This window comes from Klebsiella sp. P1954 (assembly GCF_018199955.1).
Classification (GTDB): Bacteria; Pseudomonadota; Gammaproteobacteria; order Enterobacterales; family Enterobacteriaceae; genus Klebsiella; species Klebsiella pneumoniae.
Genome location: NZ_CP073373.1, coordinates 2,148,322 through 2,172,698, shown reverse-complemented (window position 1 = coordinate 2,172,698; position 24,377 = coordinate 2,148,322). Strand labels below are relative to the sequence as shown.

At 57.6% G+C, this 24,377-nt stretch carries 21 protein-coding genes; 12 read left to right on the top strand and 9 right to left on the bottom strand.

The annotated features are described in order from the left end of the window. Nucleotides 1–25: 25 nt before the first annotated feature. Nucleotides 26–391 carry a DUF805 domain-containing protein gene (locus KB890_RS10480; RefSeq protein WP_022631535.1) on the top strand — a complete coding sequence of 122 codons (366 nt, stop codon included), beginning with the start codon at nt 26–28 and terminating at the stop codon, nt 389–391. Here KB890_RS10480 and KB890_RS10475 read toward each other — a convergent pair. Continuing rightward, nucleotides 339–1,268, bottom strand: coding sequence for a LysR family transcriptional regulator (locus tag KB890_RS10475; RefSeq protein WP_020325235.1), 930 nt, complete (start codon nt 1,266–1,268; stop codon nt 339–341). The genes KB890_RS10480 and KB890_RS10475 overlap by 53 nt on opposite strands. A gap of 92 nt (nt 1,269–1,360) precedes the next feature. On the opposite strand from KB890_RS10475, the gene KB890_RS10470 reads away from it, so the two are divergent. The 8 genes from KB890_RS10470 (at nt 1,361) to folA (ending at nt 11,533) form a co-directional block, all read left to right on the top strand. Then, nucleotides 1,361–1,990, top strand: a complete 630-nt coding sequence (locus tag KB890_RS10470) for an alanyl-tRNA editing protein (protein ID WP_020325229.1) — start codon at nt 1,361–1,363, stop codon at nt 1,988–1,990. A 294-nt stretch (nt 1,991–2,284) separates the two neighbouring features. After that, entirely contained in the window at nt 2,285–3,106 is an 822-nt protein-coding gene (gene dapB, locus KB890_RS10465; protein ID WP_004177440.1) for a 4-hydroxy-tetrahydrodipicolinate reductase, read from the top strand. A gap of 457 nt (nt 3,107–3,563) precedes the next feature. Continuing rightward, nucleotides 3,564–4,712, top strand: a complete 1,149-nt coding sequence (carA, locus tag KB890_RS10460) for a glutamine-hydrolyzing carbamoyl-phosphate synthase small subunit (RefSeq protein WP_004212571.1) — start codon at nt 3,564–3,566, stop codon at nt 4,710–4,712. Nucleotides 4,713–4,729: 17 nt separating this feature from the next. Continuing rightward, nucleotides 4,730–7,954 carry a carbamoyl-phosphate synthase large subunit gene (gene carB / locus KB890_RS10455; protein WP_002888056.1) on the top strand — a complete coding sequence of 1,075 codons (3,225 nt, stop codon included), beginning with the start codon at nt 4,730–4,732 and terminating at the stop codon, nt 7,952–7,954. A 169-nt stretch (nt 7,955–8,123) separates the two neighbouring features. Beyond that, nucleotides 8,124–8,357, top strand: a complete 234-nt coding sequence (locus tag KB890_RS10450; protein ID WP_002888059.1) for a YgdI/YgdR family lipoprotein — start codon at nt 8,124–8,126, stop codon at nt 8,355–8,357. Nucleotides 8,358–8,488: 131 nt separating this feature from the next. Then, nucleotides 8,489–9,022, top strand: coding sequence for a glutathione-regulated potassium-efflux system oxidoreductase KefF (gene kefF / locus KB890_RS10445; protein ID WP_020325228.1), 534 nt, complete (start codon nt 8,489–8,491; stop codon nt 9,020–9,022). Beyond that, nucleotides 9,015–10,880, top strand: coding sequence for a glutathione-regulated potassium-efflux system protein KefC (gene kefC, locus KB890_RS10440; protein WP_004145992.1), 1,866 nt, complete (start codon nt 9,015–9,017; stop codon nt 10,878–10,880). The genes kefF and kefC overlap by 8 nt, the downstream gene beginning before the upstream one ends. A 173-nt stretch (nt 10,881–11,053) precedes the next feature. Then, a complete protein-coding gene (gene folA / locus KB890_RS10435; protein ID WP_002888320.1) occupies nt 11,054–11,533 on the top strand; it encodes a type 3 dihydrofolate reductase in 480 nt (159 codons plus the stop codon). Between the two features lie 252 nt (nt 11,534–11,785). Here folA and apaH read toward each other — a convergent pair whose 3' ends face one another. The 6 genes from apaH to lptD are packed head-to-tail and all read right to left on the bottom strand — an operon-like array spanning nt 11,786 to nt 18,521. Then, nucleotides 11,786–12,634 (bottom strand): bis(5'-nucleosyl)-tetraphosphatase (symmetrical) ApaH, encoded by an 849-nt coding sequence (apaH, locus tag KB890_RS10430; protein WP_002888321.1) that lies wholly within the window; start codon nt 12,632–12,634, stop codon nt 11,786–11,788. Nucleotides 12,635–12,638: 4 nt separating this feature from the next. Next, entirely contained in the window at nt 12,639–13,016 is a 378-nt protein-coding gene (gene apaG / locus KB890_RS10425) for a Co2+/Mg2+ efflux protein ApaG (protein ID WP_002888323.1), read from the bottom strand. Nucleotides 13,017–13,018: 2 nt separating this feature from the next. Then, nucleotides 13,019–13,840 carry a 16S rRNA (adenine(1518)-N(6)/adenine(1519)-N(6))-dimethyltransferase RsmA gene (rsmA, locus tag KB890_RS10420; protein ID WP_002888324.1) on the bottom strand — a complete coding sequence of 274 codons (822 nt, stop codon included), beginning with the start codon at nt 13,838–13,840 and terminating at the stop codon, nt 13,019–13,021. Further along, nucleotides 13,837–14,826, bottom strand: coding sequence for a 4-hydroxythreonine-4-phosphate dehydrogenase PdxA (gene pdxA, locus KB890_RS10415; RefSeq protein WP_004177430.1), 990 nt, complete (start codon nt 14,824–14,826; stop codon nt 13,837–13,839). Before pdxA ends, rsmA begins: the two co-directional genes overlap by 4 nt. A gap of 5 nt (nt 14,827–14,831) precedes the next feature. After that, a complete protein-coding gene (gene surA / locus KB890_RS10410) occupies nt 14,832–16,118 on the bottom strand; it encodes a peptidylprolyl isomerase SurA (protein ID WP_002888329.1) in 1,287 nt (428 codons plus the stop codon). Between the two features lie 54 nt (nt 16,119–16,172). Continuing rightward, nucleotides 16,173–18,521 (bottom strand): LPS assembly protein LptD, encoded by a 2,349-nt coding sequence (lptD, locus tag KB890_RS10405; protein ID WP_004147026.1) that lies wholly within the window; start codon nt 18,519–18,521, stop codon nt 16,173–16,175. A 243-nt stretch (nt 18,522–18,764) separates the two neighbouring features. On the opposite strand from lptD, the gene djlA reads away from it, so the two are divergent. After that, nucleotides 18,765–19,592 (top strand): co-chaperone DjlA, encoded by an 828-nt coding sequence (gene djlA / locus KB890_RS10400; RefSeq protein WP_002888332.1) that lies wholly within the window; start codon nt 18,765–18,767, stop codon nt 19,590–19,592. A 32-nt stretch (nt 19,593–19,624) separates the two neighbouring features. On the opposite strand, the gene KB890_RS10395 is transcribed toward djlA, so the two are convergent. Together KB890_RS10395 and KB890_RS10390 are read right to left on the bottom strand one after the other, a co-directional pair. After that, complete coding sequence (locus KB890_RS10395) at nt 19,625–20,323, bottom strand: response regulator (protein ID WP_004182906.1); 699 nt, start codon at nt 20,321–20,323, stop codon at nt 19,625–19,627. Continuing rightward, nucleotides 20,313–21,938, bottom strand: coding sequence for an ATP-binding protein (locus tag KB890_RS10390; RefSeq protein ID WP_004192048.1), 1,626 nt, complete (start codon nt 21,936–21,938; stop codon nt 20,313–20,315). The genes KB890_RS10395 and KB890_RS10390 overlap by 11 nt, the downstream gene beginning before the upstream one ends. A gap of 324 nt (nt 21,939–22,262) precedes the next feature. Here KB890_RS10390 and KB890_RS10385 point away from each other — a divergent pair, with 324 nt between their 5' ends. After that, complete coding sequence (locus KB890_RS10385) at nt 22,263–23,627, top strand: 2-hydroxycarboxylate transporter family protein (RefSeq protein ID WP_002888345.1); 1,365 nt, start codon at nt 22,263–22,265, stop codon at nt 23,625–23,627. Nucleotides 23,628–23,806: 179 nt separating this feature from the next. Continuing rightward, a complete protein-coding gene (gene citX, locus KB890_RS10380; RefSeq protein WP_002888347.1) occupies nt 23,807–24,346 on the top strand; it encodes a citrate lyase holo-[acyl-carrier protein] synthase in 540 nt (179 codons plus the stop codon). Nucleotides 24,347–24,377 lie beyond the last annotated feature (31 nt).

Here is a 24,377-nt window from a genome sequence, read left to right as displayed (position 1 = left end):
CACTCGATTTTCAAGGAGAGAAGCAATGACCTATGGACAGGCGTATTTGAGCGGCTGGAAAGAGACCTTTAATTTTAGCGGACGCGCCAGCCGGCAGCAGTTCTGGACGTTTTTTCTTATCAATGTGCTGATCGCCGCCGCGCCAGTGGCCGCCTGGAGTCTGGCCACCCTTGTTGACCCTCACTACGGGCTCCTCAGTTTTGTTGTCATATCCTTTGCAGCGCTGTGGCTGCTGTTGATGGCGCTCCCCTTGCTGGCTGTTGGCTGCCGGCGAATGCATGATATCGGCCGCTCCGGGATCTGGTTTGTGTTGGGAGTTATCATTCCGTGGTTTGCAATTATTTCGCTGGCTCTGTGCTGCCTGCGTTCAGCGCCGGCACCGTCTCGCTGAGATAATCGATCATCGCCCGCATCCTGGCGGGCATATGCTTATCTCCCGCCCACAGTAGCCACAGGTCGCCTGAGTAGCTGCTGATAAATTCCCACTCGGGCAACACCTGCACGATGTCGCCGTTCGCCAGCGCCTCACGGGCGGTGAACAGAGGCAGGCTGCCGATCCCTAAATGCTGTCTGACCGCGTCGAGGCGTACGGCGGTATGGTTGGCGGCGTACCGCCCGTAGGTTTGCACCGTTTCTGTTTTGCCTTCCCGACGGAACTTCCAGCGCGCATCGGCGGGCGTTTCGCCAAGGCTAATGCAGCTATGCGAGCGCAGATCCTGCGGCGTGTACGGCGTACCGTGCTGCTGTAAATAGGCCTCAGTGGCGCAGATAACGTGCCTGATTGGCATCAGCGGTTTGCCATGCAGGCCGGGGGAGGGGGTATCGGTGATGCGTAGCGCCAGATCAATACCGTCATCGATAAAATCGAGAGGGCGATCTTCCAGCCGCAGGCAGACGTCCACCTGCGGGTAGCGGTGGAAAAACGCCATCATCAGCGGGTGGATCACAAAGCGGCCGACGGCTTTCGGGACGCTGAGCGTCAGCTTTCCCTGGGCGACCGTTTGGCGACTGCCTGCGGAATCCATTGCCTGTCGCGCCGCTTCCAGCATCTGCTGGGCATGCTGATACACCGTTTCCCCGGCATCGTTAAGACGCAGCTTGCGGGTGGTACGCTGCAGCAGTTTGCAGCCCATCTCTCGCTCCAGCCGTGACACGCTGCGGCTAACGGCAGAAGGGGTAATGCCGTTCTGGCGGGCGACGGCGGAGAAGCTGCCCTGGTCGACTATCTGAACGAAAAGAGCGAGGTCGGGCAGGAGGTTCAGATTCATTTGTGCTCCCGGAGCAAGAGTGCATTGGCGGATGGTGGGATTATCGCTGTCGGCATTAATAATATACTGGGCGGACAGAGAGGAGAATCACTATGACTGAACGGGTTTATTACACCAGCGATGCTACCGACGGGCGCGCCCAGATCATCGCCTGCACTGCAGAAGCGGATGGCCGTTACGCCATCGAACTGGATCGGACGCTGTTTCACCCGCAAGGGGGCGGTCAACCGGCGGACCGTGGATGGATTGCCGGGCAGGTGGTTGAGACGGTGGTTGTGCGCGGCGAAAGGGTGCTGCATATTCTGTCGCAACCCCTTCCCCTCGGTGAAGTGGAGATGAAAATTGATGCCTCCGCGAGACAGCTGCATGCTCGTCTGCATTCTGCCGGCCACCTGCTTGGCCTGGCGGGCGAACAGCTTGGCTGGCAACCGGTGAAAGCGCACCACTGGCCCGGCGAAGGGTGGATAACCTTTGCCAGCAGGAATAGCGCCGCGCTGCCGGACGCCAGTGCGCTACTGGCGCTAGTGAAGGCATGGCAGGCGCAGGACTTACCGCGTCAGGTGACGTTCGCTGATGGCATGCGCAAGGTGGGATTCGGCGAGCTGCCAGCCTATCCCTGCGGAGGCACCCACGTCGCCCGTCTGGCGGAGCTGGGCGACATTGTCATTAGTCAGATTAAGATGAAGAAGGGGCAGCTGGTGGTCAGCTACACCCTGGCGTAAGGCTTTCTGCTCTACCGGAAGTATAATGTTTCCATAGCATTTCAATGCTGGTCGGTCGAGTTTGCCAGATTTAGTGCATCTTATTTCTTGAAACCAACAGATGACGAAAACGTCGATTATCGTCTCAGAGAGAGCACCCGCAAAGCACGCATTTCAGCACAATCGTATAGTTTTTACTGATATCGTCCGCCGTTTGTCATAAATTTCTAATTATCGGCGTTTTTGAGTAGCGGCCCGCTGACGGGCTGGTTACTCTGAAAACAATTTACGTAATGTTAACAAAAGAGAATAGCTATGCATGATGCACAAATCCGCGTGGCCATCGCCGGCGCGGGCGGCCGGATGGGACGCCAGTTAATTCAGGCTGCATTGCAGATGGAAGGCGTGGCGCTGGGCGCGGCGCTGGAGCGCGAAGGGTCAAGCCTGGTGGGCAGCGACGCCGGCGAGCTGGCGGGCGCCGGCAAAGCGGGCGTCGCGGTGCAGAGCAGCCTGGCGGCGGTAAAAGATGATTTCGACGTGTTGATCGATTTTACCCGCCCGGAAGGCACGCTGAACCATCTGGCGTTTTGCCGCGAGCATGGCAAAGGGATGGTCATCGGCACCACCGGTTTTGACGACGCTGGCAAACAGGCGATTCGCGATGCCGCGCAGGACATTGCCATTGTCTTCGCCGCTAACTTTAGCGTTGGCGTCAATGTCCTGTTGAAGCTGCTGGAGAAGGCGGCGAAGGTGATGGGCGACTATACCGACATCGAAATTATCGAAGCGCACCACCGGCATAAAGTGGATGCGCCGTCAGGCACCGCGCTGGCGATGGGCGAAGCGATCGCCGGGGCATTGAACAAAGATCTTAAGGACTGCGCGGTCTACAGTCGTGAAGGCTACACTGGCGAACGCGTCCCGGGCACCATCGGCTTCGCGACCGTTCGCGCGGGCGATATCGTCGGGGAGCATACGGCAATGTTTGCTGACATCGGTGAGCGTATTGAAATCACCCATAAAGCGTCCAGCCGCATGACCTTTGCAAATGGCGCCGTTCGTTCAGCATTATGGCTGAAAGACAAGAAAAATGGCCTATTTGATATGCGTGATGTGCTGGATCTGAATAGTTTATAACGATTATTACCCATCGTGATGTGGTTATTGCTATCAATAAGTTATTGATGCAAAGGGCAATATTTTGTTGCCCTTTTTTATTTTTACGTATTACGGTGGATGTTTTGAGTTTAACGCGTAAAAAATACAGTATTAGCGTGTTTTTTAGTGAATGAAATGTAAATTTTGACCATCTGGTCCACTTTTTTGCCGAGCATCGCTCTGTTTTACACTCTTCCACATCCGCAAGCGTTTTCTCAGCCAGGTTTGTTGATCTTTTTGGCGTAAAAATCACGTGTTACGCACCAGTGGCGTAAAATGACATTAAAAATCTCCGCTTTAAGTTGACTTTTATCCGACATCTCTCCAGAATGCCGCCGTTTGCCAAAAATCTGCGGGCAACAGATTTGCATTGATTCAGATCGTGTTTATGAATTAATATGCAAATAAAGTGAGTGGATATTCTCTGGAGGATGTTTTGATTAAATCAGCGCTATTGGTTCTGGAAGACGGAACCCAGTTTCACGGTCGGGCCATCGGGGCAACCGGCACGGCGGTTGGGGAAGTCGTTTTCAATACTTCAATGACCGGTTATCAAGAAATCCTCACTGATCCTTCCTATTCCCGCCAAATCGTCACTCTTACTTATCCTCATATTGGTAATGTCGGCACCAACGCCGCCGATGAAGAATCTTCTCAGGTACATGCGCAGGGTCTGGTTATTCGCGACCTGCCGCTGATTGCCAGCAACTTCCGCAGTACTGAAGACCTCTCTTCTTATCTGAAGCGCCATAACATCGTGGCGATTGCCGATATCGATACCCGCAAGCTGACGCGTCTGCTGCGTGAGAAAGGGGCGCAGAACGGCTGCATCATCGCGGGCGACAGCCCGGATGCCCAGCTGGCGCTGGAAAAAGCGAAAGCGTTCCCGGGCCTGAACGGCATGGACTTGGCGAAGGAAGTGACCACCGCAGAAACCTATAGCTGGACGCAAGGCAGCTGGACCCTGGCGGGCGACCTGCCGGAAGCGAAAGCGGAAAGCGAGCTGCCGTTCCACGTTGTGGCATATGACTTCGGCGCGAAACGCAACATCCTGCGCATGCTGGTTGACCGCGGCTGCCGCCTGACGGTGGTGCCGGCGAAGACCTCCGCCGCGGACGTGCTGGCGCTCAATCCGGACGGTATCTTCCTCTCCAACGGCCCTGGCGACCCGGCGCCGTGCGATTACGCTATCGAGGCGATTGAAAAATTCCTTGAGACCGATATTCCGGTATTCGGCATCTGCCTTGGCCATCAGCTACTGGCGCTGGCGAGCGGTGCCAAGACCATTAAGATGAAGTTCGGCCACCACGGCGGCAACCACCCGGTGAAAGATATTGATAACAACGTGGTGATGATCACTGCCCAGAACCACGGTTTCGCCGTAGATGAGGCGACGCTGCCGGCCAACCTGCGCGTGACCCATAAGTCGCTGTTCGACGGCACCCTGCAGGGGATCCATCGTACCGACAAACCGGCGTTCAGCTTCCAGGGGCACCCTGAAGCGAGCCCGGGGCCGCACGATGCCGCGCCGCTGTTCGACCACTTTATCGAGTTAATTGAGCAATACCGTCAGTCCGCGAAATAATCAGGAGTAAAAGAGCAATGCCAAAACGTACAGACATAAAAAGTATCCTGATTCTGGGCGCGGGCCCGATTGTTATCGGTCAGGCGTGTGAGTTTGACTACTCCGGCGCCCAGGCCTGTAAAGCGCTGCGCGAAGAGGGCTACCGCGTTATCCTGGTGAACTCTAACCCGGCGACCATCATGACCGACCCGGAAATGGCCGATGCCACCTACATCGAGCCGATTCACTGGGAAGTGGTGCGTAAAATCATCGAAAAAGAGCGCCCGGATGCGGTGCTGCCGACCATGGGCGGCCAGACGGCGCTGAACTGCGCGCTCGAGCTGGAGCGTCAGGGGGTACTGGCTGAATTCGGCGTGACCATGATTGGTGCCACCGCCGATGCGATTGATAAAGCCGAAGACCGTCGCCGTTTCGATATCGCAATGAAGAAAATCGGCCTCGACACCGCGCGCTCTGGTATCGCCCACACGATGGAAGAGGCGCTGGCGGTTGCCGCCGACGTTGGTTTCCCGTGCATCATCCGTCCGTCCTTCACCATGGGCGGCACCGGCGGCGGTATCGCCTATAACCGCGAAGAGTTCGAAGAAATCTGCGAACGCGGCCTGGATCTCTCTCCGACCAACGAACTGCTGATCGATGAATCGCTGATCGGCTGGAAAGAGTACGAGATGGAAGTGGTGCGCGATAAGAACGATAACTGCATCATCGTCTGCTCCATCGAAAACTTCGACGCCATGGGGATCCACACCGGTGACTCCATCACCGTTGCCCCGGCGCAGACCCTGACCGACAAAGAGTACCAGATCATGCGTAACGCCTCGATGGCGGTGCTGCGTGAAATCGGCGTCGAAACCGGCGGCTCTAACGTGCAGTTCGCGGTCAACCCGAAAAACGGTCGCCTGATCGTTATCGAAATGAACCCGCGCGTCTCCCGCTCCTCGGCGCTGGCCTCTAAGGCCACCGGCTTCCCGATTGCTAAAGTGGCAGCCAAGCTGGCGGTAGGTTATACCCTTGACGAGCTGATGAACGACATCACCGGCGGCCGCACCCCGGCTTCCTTTGAACCGTCCATTGACTACGTGGTCACTAAAATCCCACGCTTTAACTTCGAAAAATTCGCCGGCGCCAACGACCGTCTGACCACCCAGATGAAGTCTGTCGGCGAAGTGATGGCGATTGGCCGTACCCAGCAGGAATCCTTGCAGAAAGCGCTGCGCGGTCTGGAAGTGGGCGCTACCGGCTTCGACCCGAAAGTGAGCCTCGACGACCCGGAAGCGCTGACCAAAATCCGCCGCGAGCTGAAAGATGCCGGCGCTGAGCGTATCTGGTATATCGCTGACGCGTTCCGCGCGGGCCTCTCGGTTGACGGCGTCTTCAACCTGACCAACATCGACCGCTGGTTCCTGGTACAGATTGAAGAGCTGGTCCGTCTGGAAGAGAAAGTGGCGGAAGTGGGCATCAACGGCCTCGACGCTGACTTCCTGCGCACCCTGAAGCGTAAAGGCTTTGCCGATGCGCGTCTGGCGAAGCTGGCGGGCGTGCGGGAAGCGGAAATCCGCAAGCTGCGCGACCAGTATGACCTGCACCCGGTCTACAAGCGCGTGGACACCTGCGCTGCGGAATTTGCTACCGATACCGCCTACATGTACTCCACTTATGAAGAAGAGTGTGAGTCCAACCCGTCCGTTGACCGCGATAAAATCATGGTCCTCGGCGGCGGCCCGAACCGTATCGGTCAGGGTATCGAATTCGACTACTGCTGCGTACACGCCTCGCTGGCGCTGCGCGAGGACGGTTACGAGACCATCATGGTCAACTGTAACCCGGAAACCGTCTCTACCGACTACGACACCTCCGACCGTCTGTATTTTGAGCCGGTGACCCTGGAAGACGTGCTGGAAATCGTGCGCATCGAGAAGCCAAAAGGCGTTATCGTCCAGTACGGCGGCCAGACCCCGCTGAAGCTGGCTCGTGCCCTGGAAGCTGCCGGCGTGCCGGTTATCGGTACCAGTCCGGACGCTATCGACCGGGCGGAAGACCGTGAGCGCTTCCAGCACGCGGTTGACCGTCTGAAGCTGAAGCAGCCGGCGAACGCCACCGTCACCGCCATTGAGCAGGCGGTAGAGAAAGCGAAAGAGATTGGCTACCCGCTGGTAGTGCGTCCGTCTTATGTGCTCGGCGGCCGGGCGATGGAGATCGTCTATGACGAGCAGGATCTGCGCCGCTACTTCCAGACCGCGGTCAGCGTCTCCAACGACGCGCCGGTGCTGCTGGATCGCTTCCTCGACGATGCGATTGAAGTGGATGTCGATGCCATCTGCGATGGCGAAATGGTGCTGATTGGCGGCATCATGGAGCATATCGAGCAGGCAGGCGTCCACTCCGGCGACTCCGCCTGTTCCCTGCCAGCCTACACCCTGAGCAAAGAGATTCAGGATGTGATGCGCGAGCAGGTGCAGAAGCTGGCCTTCGAGTTGCAGGTTCGTGGCCTGATGAACGTCCAGTTCGCGGTGAAAGATAACGAAGTTTATCTGATTGAGGTCAACCCGCGTGCGGCGCGTACCGTACCGTTCGTCTCCAAAGCCACCGGCGTCCCGCTGGCGAAAGTGGCGGCGCGCGTGATGGCCGGTAAGACACTGGCGCAGCAGGGCGTGACCAAAGAGATCATCCCGCCGTACTACTCGGTGAAAGAGGTGGTCCTGCCGTTCAATAAATTCCCGGGCGTTGACCCGCTGTTAGGGCCAGAAATGCGCTCCACCGGGGAAGTGATGGGCGTCGGCCGCACCTTTGCTGAAGCGTTCGCCAAAGCGCAGCTGGGCAGCAACTCGACCATGAAGAAACAGGGTCGCGCGCTGCTCTCCGTCCGCGAAGGCGATAAAGAGCGCGTGGTTGACCTGGCGGCGAAGCTGCTGAAGTTTGGCTTCGAGCTGGATGCGACTCACGGTACGGCGATTGTGCTGGGTGAAGCGGGCATTAACCCGCGTCTGGTGAACAAGGTGCATGAAGGTCGTCCGCACATTCAGGACCGCATCAAGAATGGCGAATATACCTACATCATCAACACCACCGCAGGTCGCCAGGCGATTGAAGACTCCAAGCTGATTCGCCGCAGCGCGCTGCAGTACAAAGTGCATTACGACACCACCCTGAACGGCGGCTTTGCCACCGCGATGGCGCTGAACGCTGACGCCACCGAGAAGGTGATTTCGGTTCAGGAAATGCACGCGCAAATCACTAAATAAGCTTCCCGGCCTGGCCGGATAGCAACAATCCTGGGCTGACGACATCGTCAGCCTATTTTTTTTGGCCGCAGCCATCTTCAGAGAGTTCTGCTTTTAACCCCCTGTCGGGTCAGGCTAACTATAGTTAGCACTATAACGATACTTATTGATGAAAAGACAGGAGGATACAATGCGGAACAATATTCTGGTGGCATCCGCACTGGCAGCGACGGCAATCATGTTCGTGGCCGGCTGCTCATCGAATCAGTCGATCAAAACCACCGACGGCAAGACCATTGTCACCAGCGGCAAACCGCAGGTGGATGATGACACCGGCCTCGTCTCATACAAAAATGCCGAAACCGGCCGCGTGGAGCAGATTAACCGCGACCAGGTGAAGTCCATGGACGAGCTGGATAACTAAGGCCTGACGTTAACCCTCAGGGCGCGCGTTGCGTAAGTCATCGCGACATAAATCACAGTTATCATTGTAAGCGGTTCGCTTAACTGTCTACACTCTTGCTGATTACGACAAGAGCAAACGCAGGCCAATCAATGATTCTGATAATTTATGCGCATCCTTATCCGCAGCATTCTCATGCGAATAAGCGAATGCTTGAACAGGCAGGGACGCTTGAAGGCGTAGAGATACGCTCCCTCTATCAACTCTATCCCGACTTTAATATCGATGTCGCCGCCGAGCAGGCGGCGCTGGCCCGTGCCGATCTGGTTATCTGGCAGCATCCTATGCAGTGGTATAGCGTACCGCCGCTGCTGAAGCTGTGGATGGACAAAGTGCTGGCGCACGGTTGGGCCTATGGCCATAACGGTATTGCCCTGCGCGGTAAATCGCTGATGTGGGCGGTGACCACCGGCGGCGGTGAAAGCCACTTCGACATCGGTTCATTCCCCGGTTTCCCGGTGCTGGCGCAGCCTCTGCAGGCAACCGCGCTTTACTGCGGGATGAAATGGCTGCCGCCGTTCGCTATGCACTGCACCTTTATCTGCGATGATGAAACGCTGCAGGCGCAGGCCCGCCGCTATCGTCAACGCTTAATCGACTGGCAGGAGGCACACCAGAATGGATAGCCATACGCTGATACAGGCGTTGATTTACCTCGGCGCCGCGGCGCTGATTGTGCCCATCGCCGTCCGTCTGGGGCTGGGGTCAGTGCTGGGCTATCTCATCGCCGGCTGTATTATCGGCCCGTGGGCGCTGCGGCTGGTGACCGATGCCGAGGCGATTCTGCACTTTGCCGAGATTGGCGTGGTGCTGATGTTGTTCGTCATTGGTCTGGAGCTCGATCCGCAGCGCTTATGGAAGCTGCGCGCCTCGGTGTTTGGCGGCGGCGCACTGCAGATGGTGGCCTGCGGGGTGTTGATCGGTCTGTTCTGCATGCTGCTGGGCCTGCGCTGGCAGGTGGCCGAGCTGATTGGTATGACTCTGGCGCTTTCCTCAACCGCGATCGCTATGCAGGCGATGAATGAGCGCAATCTGACGGTGTCGCAGATGGGGCGCAGCGCCTTCGCAGTGCTGCTGTTCCAGGATATCGCCGCGATCCCGCTGGTGGCGATGATCCCGCTGCTGGCGGCCAGCGGCGGCGCCACTTCGCTGATGGCTTTTGCCCTCTCCGCGCTGAAAGTGGCCGCAGCGCTGGCGCTGGTGGTGGTCCTTGGGCGATATCTGACCCGCCCGCTGCTGCGCTTTGTCGCCCGTTCTGGTCTGCGCGAAGTGTTCAGCGCCGTGGCCCTGTTCCTGGTCTTCGGCTTTGGCTTATTGCTGGAAGAGGTGGGGCTGTCGATGGCGATGGGGGCGTTTCTCGCCGGGGTGCTGCTGGCCAGCTCCGAATATCGTCATGCGCTGGAGAGTGATATTGAGCCGTTTAAAGGACTGCTGTTGGGGCTGTTCTTTATCGGCGTCGGCATGTCGATTGATTTCGGCACCCTGGTCACCCATCCGCTGCGTATTGTGATTTTGCTGGTCGGTTTCCTGGCGATAAAAATGCTGATGCTGTGGCTTATCGCCAGGCCGCTTGGCGTACCGCGCGCCCAGCGCCGCTGGTTTGCGGTGCTGCTGGGGCAGGGGAGTGAGTTCGCGTTTGTGGTGTTTGGCGCCGCGCGGATGGCGGATGTACTGGACGGCGAATGGGCAAAAGCGTTGACCCTGGCGGTGGCCCTGTCGATGGCGGCAACCCCCATTCTGCTGGTGCTGCTGACCCGTCTGGAGAAATCGTCCAGCGGCCAGGCGCGTGATGCTGACGAGATTGATGAAGAGCAGCCGCGGGTGATTGTTGCCGGCTTTGGCCGCTTCGGGCAGATTGCCGGGCGATTGCTGCTCTCGAGCGGGGTGAAGATGGTGATCCTCGATCATGACCCGGACCATGTCGATACCCTGCGCAAATTTGATATGAAGGTTTTCTACGGCGATGCCACCCGGGTCGATCTGCTGGAGTCGGCCGGGGCCGAAAAGGCGGAAGTGCTGATCAATGCCATTGACGATCCGCACGTCAGCCTGGAGCTGGTGGCGAGGGTAAAAGAGCATTTTCCGCATCTGCAGATCATCTCCCGCGCCCGCGATGTCGATCATTACATTCAGCTGCGCCAGGCTGGCGTCGAGGCCCCGGAGCGTGAAACCTTCGAGGCGGCGCTGAAGTCCGGCCGAATGACGCTGGAGGCGCTGGGGCTCGGCGCCTATGAAGCGCGCGAGCGGGCCGATCTGTTTCGTCGATTCAACCTGCAAATGGTCGAAGAGATGGTGGCGATGGCGGAAAACGATGCCGCGTCGCGGGTGGCGGTCTTCAAGCGGACCAGCGATATGCTGACCGGCATCATCAACGAAGATCGTCATCATCTGTCGCTGGTGCAGCGTCATGGCTGGCAGGGTACGGAAGAGGGCAGGCACACCGGGGATATCGCCGATGAGCCGGAAAATAAGCCCTCAGCCTGAGGCTGACCAGTAACATTTTGTTTTCGTTTGGATCCTCTTCTGGCGGCCCACGGTGTGAACGTGGGCTTGCCAGCAAATCAGAAAATTTTCTTATTCTTTACCCTCCGGCCAGTCGACGAAGTTGTACGCTTTCCGTATAGTGGCGACAATTTTTTGCACTCGGGAATGAATGAATGATCAGTCTGATTGCGGCGTTAGCGGTAGATCGCGTCATTGGTATGGAAAACGCCATGCCATGGAACCTGCCTGCCGATCTCGCCTGGTTCAAACGCAACACGTTAAATAAGCCGGTGGTGATGGGGCGTCTGACCTGGGAATCCATTGGGCGCCCATTGCCGGGGCGTAAAAATATCGTGATCAGCAGCAAACCCGGCAGCGATGATCGCGTGCAGTGGGTCTCCTCCGTAGAAGAAGCAATTGCCGCCTGCGGCGATGTGGAAGAGATTATGGTGATCGGCGGCGGCCGGGTGTATGAGCAGTTCCTGCCGAAAGCGCAGAAGCTCTACTTGACCCATATTGATGCGGAAGTGGAAGGCGATACCCATTTCCCGGATTACGATCCGGACGAATGGGAGTCGGTGTTCAGCGAGTTTCATGACGCCGACGCGCAGAACTCTCATAGCTACTGCTTTGAGATCCTCGAACGCCGTTAAGCGGGCAGGATAGCGATAAAAAAACCCCGGTCGCGTCTGGCGTGACCGGGGTTTTCTTTTGCATGAATTGCGCGACGATGGCGCACTCAGTATCTCGTCGTGTTTCCCGTCGCGGGCTTCGTCTTCCTGGAGCGCTGCCCAAGGATACAAATGGCAAGGAAATGTAGGTCGGGTAAGGCGTTAGCCGCCACCCGACAAAACGACGCCGCAGGTAGCCCGGATAAGGCGCAACGCGCCGCTATCCGGGAAGAGTCAGGACGCGACGGCTTCGCCTTCGTCGAGGCTTTTCTGCCGGTTTGACGGCTGGGTGAAGTACTGCTTATCTTCCCAGCGCAGGCAGGTGAGTTCCCCGCCCCAGCAGCAGCCGGTATCCAGGGCGTAAATCCCCTCCGGTGTGCCGCGTCCCTCCAGCGAAGCCCAGTGGCCAAAGGCAATGCTGTAGGCATTGCTGACCGGGCCGGGAATGGCAAACCACGGCTTCAGCGGCGCCGGGGCGTCCTCGGGCGCTTCCTTCGAATACATATCCAGCTGGCCGTTCGGGAAACAGTAGCGCATGCGGGTAAAGGCGTTAGAGATAAAGCGCAGGCGCGCCAGGCCGCTCAGCTCGTTGCTCCAGTGGTTCGGCATGTCGCCGTACATGGCATCGAGGAAGAAAGGATAGGAGTCGCTGGAGAGCACTGCTTCAACATCGCGCGCGCACTGCTGGGCGGTCTCCAGATCCCACTGCGGCGTAATGCCGGCATGGGCCATCACCAGCTTTTTCTCTTCATCCACCTGCAGCAGCGGCTGGCGACGCAGCCAGTTGAGCAGCTCATCGGCATCCGGCGCTTCCAGCAGTGGTTTCAGACGATCCTTCGGCTTGTTGCGGCTGATACCGGCAAAGACCGCCAGCAGGTGTAAGTCATGGTTGCCCAGCACCAGTCGTACGCTGTCGCCCAGAGATTTGACATAGCGCAGGACCTCCAGCGATCCCGGGCCTCGGGCCACCAGATCGCCGGTCAGCCACAGCGTATCTCTCCGCGGATCGAATTCAACCTGCGCTAATAATGCGATCAGTTCATCGTAGCAACCGTGAACGTCGCCAATAAGGTATGTTGACATTGTTTTAATGAATGAGCGTTGGAACTGCGAGACGGAAAACAGGGATCTCAATACGGAACGGCGCGCCGTCGATATCGATCATTTCATAATGACCCTGCATGGTTCCCAGCGGCGTTTCAATCACTGCGCCGCTGGTATATTGATATTCACCGCCGGCGGGAATATGCGGTTGCTCGCCGACCACCCCTTCACCCTGAACTTCAGTCTCACGACCGTGGCCGTTAGTGATGAGCCAGTAGCGGCCAAGCAGCTGAACCTGACTCCGCCCCAGGTTGCGAATGGTGACGGTGTAAGCGAAGACGTAGCGCTCTTCTTCCGGGGAAGACTGCGATTCGATATAGACGCTCTGTACCTGGACACACACCCGGGGCGAATGAATCATGGTTAGCTCTCCTTCGTTGGCAGATTGTCAGACAGCCAGTTGGCCATCAGGCAGTACTGCGCCACGGAAATATTTTCGGCGCGCATGGCCGGGTCGATGCCCAGCTCGGTCAGCACTTCCACGCTGAACAGATTGCCGAGACTGTTGCGGATAGTCTTGCGGCGCTGGTTGAACGCTTCGGTGGTGATGCGGCTCAGCACCCGGATCTCTTTGACCGGATACGGCATGGTGCTGTGCGGCACCAGGCGTACCACCGCGGAGTCGACCTTAGGCGGCGGGGTAAACGCGCTCGGCGGCACTTCGAGTACCGGGATCACCTGGCAATAATATTGCGCCATCACGCTTAACCGACCATACGCCTTACTGTTCGGTCCGGCAACCAGACGATTCACTACTTCCTTCTGCAGCATAAAGTGCATATCGGCAATGGCATCAGTATAGCTGAACAGATGGAACATCAGCGGGGTCGAGATGTTGTACGGCAGGTTGCCGAAGACGCGCAGCGGCTGGCCCATTTTCTCCGCCAGTTCGCCAAAGTTCATGGTCATCGCATCCTGCTGATAGATGGTCAGCTTTGGACCGAGGAACGGATGCGTCTGCAGGCGAGCCGCCAGATCGCGGTCCAGTTCGATGACGGTCAGCTGGTCAAGGCGTTCGCCGACCGGCTCGGTCAGGGCCGCCAGGCCGGGGCCGATTTCAACCATCGCCTGGCCTTTCTGCGGGTTAATCGCCGAGACGATGCTGTCGATCACAAACTGATCGTTGAGGAAGTTCTGCCCGAAGCGTTTACGGGCTAAATGGCCCTGATGGACTCGATTATTCATTGGGTATTAACAATCATTTTGATGGCGAGATTAAGCGCCGTGATAAAACTGCCGACGTCCGCTTTTCCCTGGCCCGCTAATTCCAGTGCGGTGCCGTGGTCGACGGAGGTACGAATAAAAGGTAAACCGAGCGTAATGTTCACGCCGCGGCCAAAGCCCTGGTATTTTAGCACGGGCAGGCCCTGATCGTGGTACATCGCGAGTACCGCATCGGCATGATCAAGATATTTCGGCTGAAAGAGGGTGTCTGCCGGCAGCGGACCGCTGAGGTTCATCCCCTTTGCGCGCATCTCTTCCAGCACCGGAATGATGGTGTCTATCTCTTCTGTTCCCATATGGCCGCCTTCGCCAGCGTGCGGGTTAAGCCCGCAAACCAGCACATGCGGCTGGGCAATGCCAAATTTCGTGCGCAGGTCGTGATCGAGAATGGTGATGATCTCGCGCAGTAGCTCGGGGGTAATCGCTTCGCTGATGGCTTTCAACGGCAGATGGGTGGTGACCAGCGCCACCCGCAGCTCCTCGGTCGCCAACATCATCACCACTTTGCTGGCCTTCGCGCGCTCTTCAAAGAACTCGGTATGACCGGTAAAGGCGATACCGGCGTCGTTGATGTTGCCTTTATGCACCGGGCCGGTCACTAACGCCGCAAACTCGCCGCTAAGGCAACCGTCGCAGGCGCGCGCCAGCGTCTCCACAACGTAGGCGCCGTTTTGCACATTCAGCACGCCGGGCTCCGCCGGGACGTTTAGCGCCACGTTCAGCAGCGTCAGGGTACCGGCGCGCTGAGGAACAGGAGGTTGCGCGGGATCGTAAGGGAGGAGAGATAAAGGAAGACCGAGCCGCTTGGCTCGGTCAGTTAACAGGGCGCCATCGGCGCAAATCACCAGCTCAACTGGCCAGTCGCGCTGGGCAAGCTGCACGACCAGGTCAGGGCCAATCCCGGCGGGTTCGCCGGGAGTGATAACAACTTTACGGGTTTCAGGCATCGATATTAGTTGCTCAGAATTTTAACATACGCACTGGCGCGCTGTTCCTGCATCCAGGTTGCCGCTTCTTCAGAGAATTTGCGGTTCATCAGCATGCGGTAAGCACGATCTTTCTGCGCGGCGTCGGTTCTGTCGACCTGACGGCTATCCAGCAGTTCGATCAGATGCCAGCCAAAGGAAGAGTGCACCGGTCCGCTGGTCTGCCCTTTGTTCAGACGCATCAGCGCATCGCGGAACGCCGGGTCAAAGATGTCCGGCGTGGCCCAGCCTAAATCACCGCCCTGGTTTGCCGAGCCCGGATCTTCCGAATAGGTTTTCGCCGCTTGAGCAAACGTGATTTTCCCGCTCTTAATCTCGGCTGCGATCTGTTCCAGCTTAGCCTGAGCCTGGGCGTCGTTCATGATCGGCGACGGTTTCAGCAGAATATGACGGGCGTGAACCTCGGTAACGGAGATATTCTGGGTACCACCGCGCAGGTCGTTGACTTTCAGAATGTGGAAACCAACGCCGGAACGAATCGGACCGACGATATCCCCTTTCTTCGCGGTGCTTAACGCCTGAGCGAAAATGCCCGGCAGCTCCTGGATACGGCCCCAGCCCATCTGGCCACCCTTCAGCGCCTGTTGGTCAGCGGAGTAGGTGATCGCCAGTTTGCCGAAGTTGGCGCCGTTGCGCGCCTGCTCAACGATGGAGTTTGCTTGCTCCTGGGCCGCGGCGACTTCGTCAGAGGTCGGGTTCTCCGGCAGCGGGATCAGGATGTGGCTCAGGTTGAGCTCGGTGCTGGCGTCGTTCTGGTCGCCGATCTGTTTCGCCAGCGCTTCCACTTCCTGCGGCAGCACGGTGATGCGACGACGCACTTCATTGTTACGCACTTCCGAAATCAGCATCTCTTTACGGATCTGGTTACGGTAGGTGTTGTAGTTGATGCCTTCATAGGCCAGACGGCTGCGCATCTGATCCAAGGTCATATTATTTTGTTTGGCGATGTTGGCGATAGCCTGATCGAGCTGGTCGTCAGAGATCTTCACGCCCATCTTCTGCCCCATCTGTAACACGATCTGGTCCATGATCAGTCTTTCGAGGATTTGATGGCGCAGGGTGGCGTCATCCGGCAGCTGTTGGCCAGCCTGACCAGCATTGAGCTTAACCGATTGCATCAAACCATCGACGTCGCTTTCCAGCACGACGCCATTATTGACGACGGCCGCTACTTTATCGACCACCTGGGGGGCAGCGAAACTGGTATTCGCGATCATGGCGATACCGAGAAGCAGCGTTTTCCAGTTCTTCATACTTTTTCCATTTCGATTAACCGCAAATGCGGATGATGTTGTAAACCAGCCGCATCACAGGGAGCTCTGGTACGGTAAAATGTTCGAGCGCAGCATCTGCTGGGTGCCGAGGCCGTAGTTAGAGCTCAGACCGCGCAATTCGATATTGATTCCGAAGGTGTTATCGTATTTGCTCTCGCCGCCGTTGTCGTTGCTGTTCCAGCCGTTGACTTTACGTTCGTAGCCAAGACGGATGGCGTAGCAGCAGGAGTTATACTGCACACCCAACATCTGGTTTGCTGCTTTCCGGGTATTAGTATCGTAGTAGTAGGCCCCGACCACGGACCAGCGATCGACAATTGGCCAACTGGCGGTCATCCCCACCTGCGAAATACCCTGTTTATATTGTGCCGCGGTGGAATATGACGGCAGCGTGGCCTGAATATATTCCGGGCTGGCGTAACGATAGTTAAGCTGAACTAAGCGGTTCTCATCGCGACGGTATTCAATGGTGCCGTTACCAGTGGCAACGTTATCCAGACGCGTATCGTACTGGATCCCTCCGCGCAGACCCCATTCATCGGCAATGCGCCAGTAGGTATCGCCGGCCCAGACCAGTGAACCCGTGGTATCGTTGTTCTCCCAGTTGATGTTGTCATCACCGGTGCGTGACTCGGTGAAATAGTAGATTTGACCAACGGAAATATTAAAACGTTCCACCGCGGCGGCATCATACACGCGCGAGGTGAGCCCGGTGGTGACCTGATTAGCCGACGCGATGCGGTCCAGACCGCTATAGGTACGGTCGCGGAACAGACCGGTGTAATCCGACTGCAACAGCGTGGAGTCGTAGTTGCCGATTTCACTCTGATCGCGGTACGGCACGTACAGATACTGCACGCGCGGTTCCAGCGTTTGGGTGAATCCCTCCTGCAGGTCGCGTTCAAAGACCATTTTGCCGTCGACTTTAAACTGCGGCATTACGCGGCTGACGGACTCTTTATAGTCAGTGCCGTTGGCGGCATTGTACTTATCGAGGTTGCTTTGCTGGTAGTGAGTCGCCAGCAGCTTGGCTTCGGTATTCAGACTGCCCCAACCGTTGGACAGCGGCAGGTTGATCGTCGGTTCGAAGTGAACGCGGGTCGCTTCCGGCATGTTGTTATTCGAGTTAACAAAATGGGCAACCTGTCCATAGAGATGGGTATCGAACGGACCGACATCATTCTGGTAGTAGTTGACGTCGAGCTGCGGCTCAGCCGAATAGGAGTTGCTCGATTCGCGGTCAAAGACCTGGAACTGTTTGGTCGATACCGTGGCGTCAAAGTTCTGGTTGACGTAACCGGCGCTGAATTTCTGCGTCGCATAGCCGTCGGTACTGGAACCATATTTCGAGCTGAAGTCGTTGAAGTAGTCAGGATCGCTGACCTTGGTGTAGTCAGCGTTCAGACGCCATACCTGATCGATAACCCCTGAGTGGTTCCAGTAGAACAGCCAGCGGCGGCTGTTGCTGTCGCTCGAGTGGTCGTCTTCGTAGACTTTATCCGACGGCAGGTAGTCGAATTCAGTTAAGCCGCTGCCGAGCTGGGTCAGATAGCGGAACTCGTTTTCCCACATCACGCCGCCGCGTTTGTTCATATAGTGCGGAGTAATGGTGGCATCGAAGTTTGGCGCGATGTTCCAGTAGTACGGCAGGGAGAATTCCACGCCGTTTTTGGTGCTGTATTTCGCGTTCGGGATCAGGAAGCCTGAACGACGCTTATCGCCCACCGGCAGCTGCAGGTAGGGGCTATAGAAAATCGGCACAGAGCCAAGCTTGAAGCGGGCGTTCCAGATCTCGGCAACCTGCTCTTCGCGATCGTGGATAACTTCGCTGCCGACGACGCTCCAGGTGTCGGAGCCCGGCAGACAGGAGGTAAAGCTGCCGTTTTCGAGAATGGTATAGCGGTTTTCACCGCGCTGTTTCATCAGGTCGGCGGTGCCGCGTCCCTGGCGTCCGACCATTTGATAATCGCCCTGCCAGACGTTGGTATCTTTGGTATTCAGATTCGACCAGGCTTTTGGCCCTTTGAGGATCACCTGGTTATCGTCGTAATGCACGTTGCCCAGCGCGTCCACCGTGCGCACCGGCTGCGCCTGGCCCGCGGCCTGCTGCTGATGCAGCTGAACTTCGTCGGCGCGGAGGCGACTATTCCCCTGGTTAATATCGACGTTGCCGGTAAAGACGGCGTTGTCCGGGTAGTTGCCCTTCGCATGATCGGCGTTAATCGTCACCGGCAGATCGCCAGGACGACCTTCCACGAGCGGACGATCATAGCTTGGCACGCCAAGCATACATTGCGTTGCGAGATCGGCAGCGAGGCCTTGTTGGCTATACAAGGCGCTGGCAATCATCGTAGCCAGGAGGCTGGGAATACGTTTTTTCATACGTTGTATTTATTGTTCCATCATCTTGTGACAGCGGCTTGCAAACGGTCAGAGCCTAACTTACTCAACATTATCACGCTAGTGTTAATCCTGCCCGTTTCGAGCCCGAGCGTTAGGCACCCTGTTGAATGACGAGTATGATAAAGCAAATTATAGGCTATGTCCCACAATTGACCGAGGCGCGAGTGCCGGGTAACGTGCGGTCATATTCGAGCTTAACGGCGATAAACAGTTGGGGAGTCTATGCAGTATTTGGGTAAAGTGATTGGCGTGGCAGTGGCTTTGCTGATGGGTGGTGGGTTCTGGGGCGTGGTGCTTGGCTTTCTGGTCGGCCATATGTTTGACCGGGCGCGCAGCCGCCGGTTAAATCTCTTCGCCAATCAGCAGGAGCGTCAGTCGCTCTTCTTTTCCACCACCTTCGAAGTGATGGGGCACCTGACCAAATCCAAGGGCCGCGTTACCGAAGCGGATATTCATGTCGCTAATGTGCTAATGGATCGCATGAACCTGCATGGCGCCTCGCGCACCGCGGCGCAGCAGGCGTTTCGCGACGGTAAGGCCGACAACTATCCCCTGCGCGAGAAAATGCGTCAGCTGCGCAGCGTCTGTTTTGGCCGTTTCGATCTGATTCGGATGTTTCTGGAAATTCAGCTGCAGGCGGCGTTCGCTGATGGCGAACTGCATCCTAACGAACGTGAAGTGCTGTTCGTCATTGCCGACGAGCTCGGCATCTCCCGCGCCCAGTTCGATCAATTCCTGCGGATGATGCAGGGCGGCGCCCAGTTTGGCGGCGGTTCGCAGCAGCGCTCTTATGGCCAGCATGGCGGCAACGCCGGCTGGCAGCAGGCGCAGCGTGGGCCGACCCTCGAAGATGCCTGCAATGTGCTGGGAGTAAAACCGACCGACGACGCGGCGACGGTGAAGCGCGCCTATCGCAAGCTGATGAACGAACATCATCCGGACAAGCTGGTAGCGAAAGGTCTGCCGCCGGAGATGATGGAGATGGCCAAACAGAAGGCCCAGGAGATCCAGAAGGCCTGGGAGCTGATCAAAGAGCAGCGCGGCTTCTGACGTTTCCAGCCCCTCCCGTCCGGCGAGGGGTTTTAACTTTTGACCTTAGCGCGGCGATACAGCCGCCGCGGATGGCCAATTTTTCCGTACAGCATCTCCACTTCCAGAAAACCGGTCTCAACGCCGTGCTCCAGATAGCGACGGGCGGTGGTTTTGCTGAGCCCGGCGGCGCTGACCACTTCATCAACGGAAAAACAGTGCGCTTCCCGGCCGCTAAACAGTCCCTGCACCAGCGCCAGCGTTTTCTCTTCAATCCCCTTGCTGCCGCTATCCACGCGATAGTTCTTCGCCTGCAGTTGATAGAGGGAATCGACGTTTTGCTGATCGACGATTTTCCACTCCCGTTGCTGATCGTAGAACTGGATAAAGCGCTCCAGCGACTGGCTCAGCCGCTTCCATGATACCGGCTTAAGGATATAGTCGAAGGCGCCGTTGCGGATGGCCTGGCTGCAGGTTTCCATATCGCTGGCGGCGGTGATAAAGATCACCGAGCATTGGCTGGTCGCCAGCGCCGGGTCGGTCATCAGCGTGACGCCTTTGCCGTCCGGTAAATAGTTATCCAGCAGCACCAACTGCGGCGGCGTGGCGTGAAGCAGCTGCCGCGCCTGGGCGAGGGAGGCCGCCATGCCTGCCAGCCGCAGTCGCGGGTGTTTTTGCACAAGCTCGGCGTGCAGGCGCGCCAGTTCGCTCTCATCTTCAATGATTAGCACATCGACCAGGTCATGATGCATCGTGGACCTCCGGTTGCGGACAGGCGTGCGCGTCGGCCGGGATAAATAGGGTGAAGATCGTTCCCCGCGGCGCGTTATCGGCGACTTCGATGGTGCCGCCCGCCTGAGTGACATAATGTTCAATAAGATACAGACCAATGCCGTGATCGCCACGGGTTTTGGTGGTGACGCCGCGTTCAAAAATGCGCTCGCGGATATCGGGGCGGATGCCGACGCCGCGGTCGGCCACTTCGATAATCAACTCCCGGGCGTTGAGCTGGATCAGGACTTCCACCGGCTCATGCGGCAGCTCGGCACGCTGCGTGGCTTCGATGGCGTTATCCAGCAGGTTGCCGATGATGGAGATCAGCTCGGATTCCATTAGCGACGGCAGGGGGCGGTCGATGCGGCAGGCCGGGTCGAAGCTCAGCGCCACGCCTTTTTCGCGGGCGCGGGTGGCTTTGCCGAGCAGCAGACCGCATAGCGTCGGCGAGTGGAAGTGCGAGGAGATAAAATCCAGTAGCTCCTGAGCATGTTCCGACTGGGCCTGAATATAGCGGATCGCTTCGTCATAATGGCCCATATGCAGCAGGCCGGAGAGGGTAGTCATCCGGTTGAGCTGCTCGTGGCGCATGATGCGCAGATTGTCGACATAGCGCTTCACCTGGCTCAGCTGGGCGGTGAGGGCATTGATTTCATTGCGGTCACGGAATGTGATCACCCAGCCCTGCAGGGTATTCTCCAGCATAATGCGCACCCGACTGGCGAGCACGGTCAACTGGTTGAAGCGGCACAGCTCATCGTGGGTATCGCGTTCGAGCATGTCGCCGCTGGCGAAAAAGGGCTGCGGCGAAATGACGCTGTCGATCGACTGACCGCGCAGCTGGCGGGCAGGCTGGCTGAGCCCCAGCAGGCTGCGGGCGGCATGGTTTATCACCTCAATACGCCGCTGGCGATCGATGACGATCACCCCCTCAAAGATCGACTCCATCATCGCCTTTTGCTGGCGAACCAGCAGGCCAATTTCCCGCGGCTCGAGCGAAAAAATCTGCTTCTTGATACTGCGGGTAAAGTACCAGGAGAAGATAAACAGGGCGATGAGCAGCAGGACGGCGGCGATAAAAATATTGATCACTTTAGTCAGAGTAATGCTGTCGAGATAGCTGGTGAGGTAGCCGACGGAGACAATACCGATCACACGCCCTGCGTCATCAACGATGGGCGTTTTGCTGCGCAGCGAGACCCCGAGGCCGCCTTTGCGAATGGTGGTGATGGATTTCCCTTCCAGTACCGCCTGGTTGTCGCCGCCGACCAGTCGGGTGCCAACCCACTCCGGATGGACGGAATGAAACAGATGAACTCCCTGACGGTCGCCGATGACGATAAAGCTGGCGTCGCTATGGGCGGCGATTTGCTGCATAAACGCCTGAATCGCCTGTGGGTCGTGCCGGCTGACCTGTTGACGTAAATTCGGCATCAGGGCTATCTCTTCGGCCTGTATTTTGGCCCGGGCGCTCATCTCCTGATAAAGCTGGCGGCTGGCGTCAAAATAATAATAAATGCCCAGCGCGATAAAAAGGACCGAGAAAAAAGCGACCAGAGAAATAAACAGCTTATATTGAAAAGATAATTTCATAGGCCCCGGACGACGTATTAACCATACCGGCACTCTAACATTTTTCTGTCACGTGACGTAAATGTTAAGGGAAAGTTGTGATCAGCGGCGCAGGCGCGGGCTGCCGCCAGCGGTCGCGGCGGAAATAGGCGGCCGGCGGGAAATAAAAACCATAAAAACCACAGTCATAAATCAGAGATATATCACTCCCGGGCAGTTCAGCGAATAGAAACCATAAAAACCATAGTGACCATTAAAACTTCTTTTTTAATCTGGGAAGCTTCACATTAACGACGCCGCTGTCCCTTTACGCTGAAAATGAATAATAACGACAGGGCTGAATTTATGAGCACCACAGACAATGCATTCTCTGCAACCCTTGAACCGATCGATACGCCGAAAACCACGCTCAAGCAGCGCTGGTGGCATATCATGGATAACTGGAAGGTGGGGATCGTCCCGCTGCCGCTGTTTCTGCTGGCCGGAGGACTGATTGCCCTCGACTGCCTTGGCGGCAAACTGCCGAGCGATATCGTGGTGATGGTGGCCACCCTGGCTTTCTTTGGCTTCGCCTGCGGCGAGTTTGGTAAACGCCTCCCGGTGCTGGGGAAACTCGGTGCGGCGGCGATCTGCGCCACCTTTATTCCTTCCGCGCTGGTCCACTATGGTCTGCTGCCTGACGTGGTTATTGAATCCACGACCAAATTCTATAAATCCACTAACATCCTCTATCTCTATATCTGCTGCATCATTGTCGGCAGCATCATGAGTATGAACCGCACCACGCTGATTCAGGGCTTTCTGAAGATCTTCTTCCCGATGCTGTGCGGCGAAGTGGTCGGCATGCTGGTGGGCATCGGCGTCGGCACGCTGCTGGGCATGGAGCCGTTCCAGGTATTCTTCTTTATCGTGCTGCCTATTATGGCCGGCGGCGTGGGAGAGGGGGCGATCCCGCTGTCAATGGGTTATGCCGCGCTGATGCATATGGAGCAGGGCGTGGCCCTGGGCCGGGTATTGCCGATGGTGATGCTTGGCAGCCTGACGGCGATCGTCATCTCCGGCTGCCTCAACCAGCTCGGCAAGCGCTTCCCGCATCTGACCGGCGAAGGGCAACTGATGCCGAACCGCAGCCATGAAACCCGCAGCCTCAGCGAGAGCGAAGGCGTGAGCGGTAAGACCGACGTTGGGACCCTCGCCTCCGGCGCGCTGCTGGCGGTACTGCTGTATATGATGGGGATGCTCGGCCACAAACTGATTGGTCTGCCGGCGCCGGTAGGCATGCTGTTCCTCGCGGTGCTGTTAAAGCTGGCTAACGTGGTGTCTCCGCGTCTGCAGGAGGGGTCGCAGATGGTGTATAAATTCTTCCGCACCGCGGTCACCTACCCGATCCTCTTTGCCGTCGGCGTGGCGATCACCCCGTGGCAGGAACTGGTAAACGCCTTCACTTTAACCAACCTGCTGGTGATCGTCAGTACCGTCTCCGCGCTGGTGGCGACCGGTTTCCTGGTTGGTAAAAAGATAGGGATGCACCCGATCGATGTGGCGATTGTTTCCTGTTGCCAGAGCGGGCAGGGCGGCACCGGCGATGTGGCGATCCTGACCGCCGGCAACCGCATGAGCCTGATGCCGTTCGCGCAGATCGCTACCCGCATCGGCGGGGCGATAAATGTCTCGCTGGGGTTGCTGTTCCTCAGCCACTATCTGGCGTGATATAACGCTACGCTCAGCGATAAATCTGCTATTTTCCGCTACAGAACGCCGAAAATATCTGCGTTCTGTATCCTAAATGCTCCGCATTTAGCGTTACAATCAGCGCGCGATCGGCTATCGCAACCATCATCATGACAGTCCAGGCGCTGTCGTATTTATCATATGTAGGAGAGGAATTAATGTCAGTGGATACTCCCGCCCAGGCGGGCGTCAGCATCGACGCATTGCTGGCGGCGAAAGAGCAGCGTGCAGCCCGCCAGGCCGACTGGTTGGCCCATTATCAGCAGCCTGTTATTTCCCTGACCCTGGTGACCCCGGGGGCGGTGAAGGACAGCATTCGCTATCGCAATATGATGGGCGTTGCCCTCCAGGCCTGCGATCAGCTGCTGTGGAAGCACCGCTGGCAAACGCTGGATCGTCAGGTGCTATGGCTGCCGACCGGGCCAGAAGCGCTGTGGTGCGTAGCGCATCCGGCCAGCGAAATCAAAGCGATGTGCAGTACGCTGGAGCAGAGCCATCCGCTGGGACGCCTGTGGGATATCGATGTAATCTGTCCGCAGAACGGGCTGGTGGGACGCCAGTCGCTGGGCGAATCGCAGCGCCGCTGCCTGCTGTGCGATGAGCCGGCGCACGCCTGTGCGCGCAGCCGTCGTCACGACACCGATCTCGTCGTCGCCCGCGTTGAGCAGATGATTGACGCGTGGTTCGCCCGCGATTAATCGGGATTGTTTTCTGTATCCTCACTAATCC

What these genes read in the sequence shown, in the direction of transcription:
- carB (WP_002888056.1), top strand. Translation starts at nt 4,730, where the DNA reads ATGCCAAAACGTACAGACATAAAAAGTATCCTGATTCTGGGCGCGGGC.
- rsmA (WP_002888324.1), bottom strand. Translation starts at nt 13,840, where the DNA reads ATGAATAATCGAGTCCATCAGGGCCATTTAGCCCGTAAACGCTTCGGG.
- KB890_RS10475 (WP_020325235.1), bottom strand. Translation starts at nt 1,268, where the DNA reads ATGAATCTGAACCTCCTGCCCGACCTCGCTCTTTTCGTTCAGATAGTC.
- KB890_RS10450 (WP_002888059.1), top strand. Translation starts at nt 8,124, where the DNA reads ATGCGGAACAATATTCTGGTGGCATCCGCACTGGCAGCGACGGCAATC.
- KB890_RS10385 (WP_002888345.1), top strand. Translation starts at nt 22,263, where the DNA reads ATGAGCACCACAGACAATGCATTCTCTGCAACCCTTGAACCGATCGAT.
- KB890_RS10390 (WP_004192048.1), bottom strand. Translation starts at nt 21,938, where the DNA reads ATGAAATTATCTTTTCAATATAAGCTGTTTATTTCTCTGGTCGCTTTT.
- kefF (WP_020325228.1), top strand. Translation starts at nt 8,489, where the DNA reads ATGATTCTGATAATTTATGCGCATCCTTATCCGCAGCATTCTCATGCG.
- KB890_RS10395 (WP_004182906.1), bottom strand. Translation starts at nt 20,323, where the DNA reads ATGCATCATGACCTGGTCGATGTGCTAATCATTGAAGATGAGAGCGAA.
- folA (WP_002888320.1), top strand. Translation starts at nt 11,054, where the DNA reads ATGATCAGTCTGATTGCGGCGTTAGCGGTAGATCGCGTCATTGGTATG.
- KB890_RS10480 (WP_022631535.1), top strand. Translation starts at nt 26, where the DNA reads ATGACCTATGGACAGGCGTATTTGAGCGGCTGGAAAGAGACCTTTAAT.
- dapB (WP_004177440.1), top strand. Translation starts at nt 2,285, where the DNA reads ATGCATGATGCACAAATCCGCGTGGCCATCGCCGGCGCGGGCGGCCGG.
- surA (WP_002888329.1), bottom strand. Translation starts at nt 16,118, where the DNA reads ATGAAGAACTGGAAAACGCTGCTTCTCGGTATCGCCATGATCGCGAAT.
- djlA (WP_002888332.1), top strand. Translation starts at nt 18,765, where the DNA reads ATGCAGTATTTGGGTAAAGTGATTGGCGTGGCAGTGGCTTTGCTGATG.
- apaH (WP_002888321.1), bottom strand. Translation starts at nt 12,634, where the DNA reads ATGTCAACATACCTTATTGGCGACGTTCACGGTTGCTACGATGAACTG.
- kefC (WP_004145992.1), top strand. Translation starts at nt 9,015, where the DNA reads ATGGATAGCCATACGCTGATACAGGCGTTGATTTACCTCGGCGCCGCG.
- lptD (WP_004147026.1), bottom strand. Translation starts at nt 18,521, where the DNA reads ATGAAAAAACGTATTCCCAGCCTCCTGGCTACGATGATTGCCAGCGCC.
- pdxA (WP_004177430.1), bottom strand. Translation starts at nt 14,826, where the DNA reads ATGCCTGAAACCCGTAAAGTTGTTATCACTCCCGGCGAACCCGCCGGG.
- citX (WP_002888347.1), top strand. Translation starts at nt 23,807, where the DNA reads ATGTCAGTGGATACTCCCGCCCAGGCGGGCGTCAGCATCGACGCATTG.
- KB890_RS10470 (WP_020325229.1), top strand. Translation starts at nt 1,361, where the DNA reads ATGACTGAACGGGTTTATTACACCAGCGATGCTACCGACGGGCGCGCC.
- apaG (WP_002888323.1), bottom strand. Translation starts at nt 13,016, where the DNA reads ATGATTCATTCGCCCCGGGTGTGTGTCCAGGTACAGAGCGTCTATATC.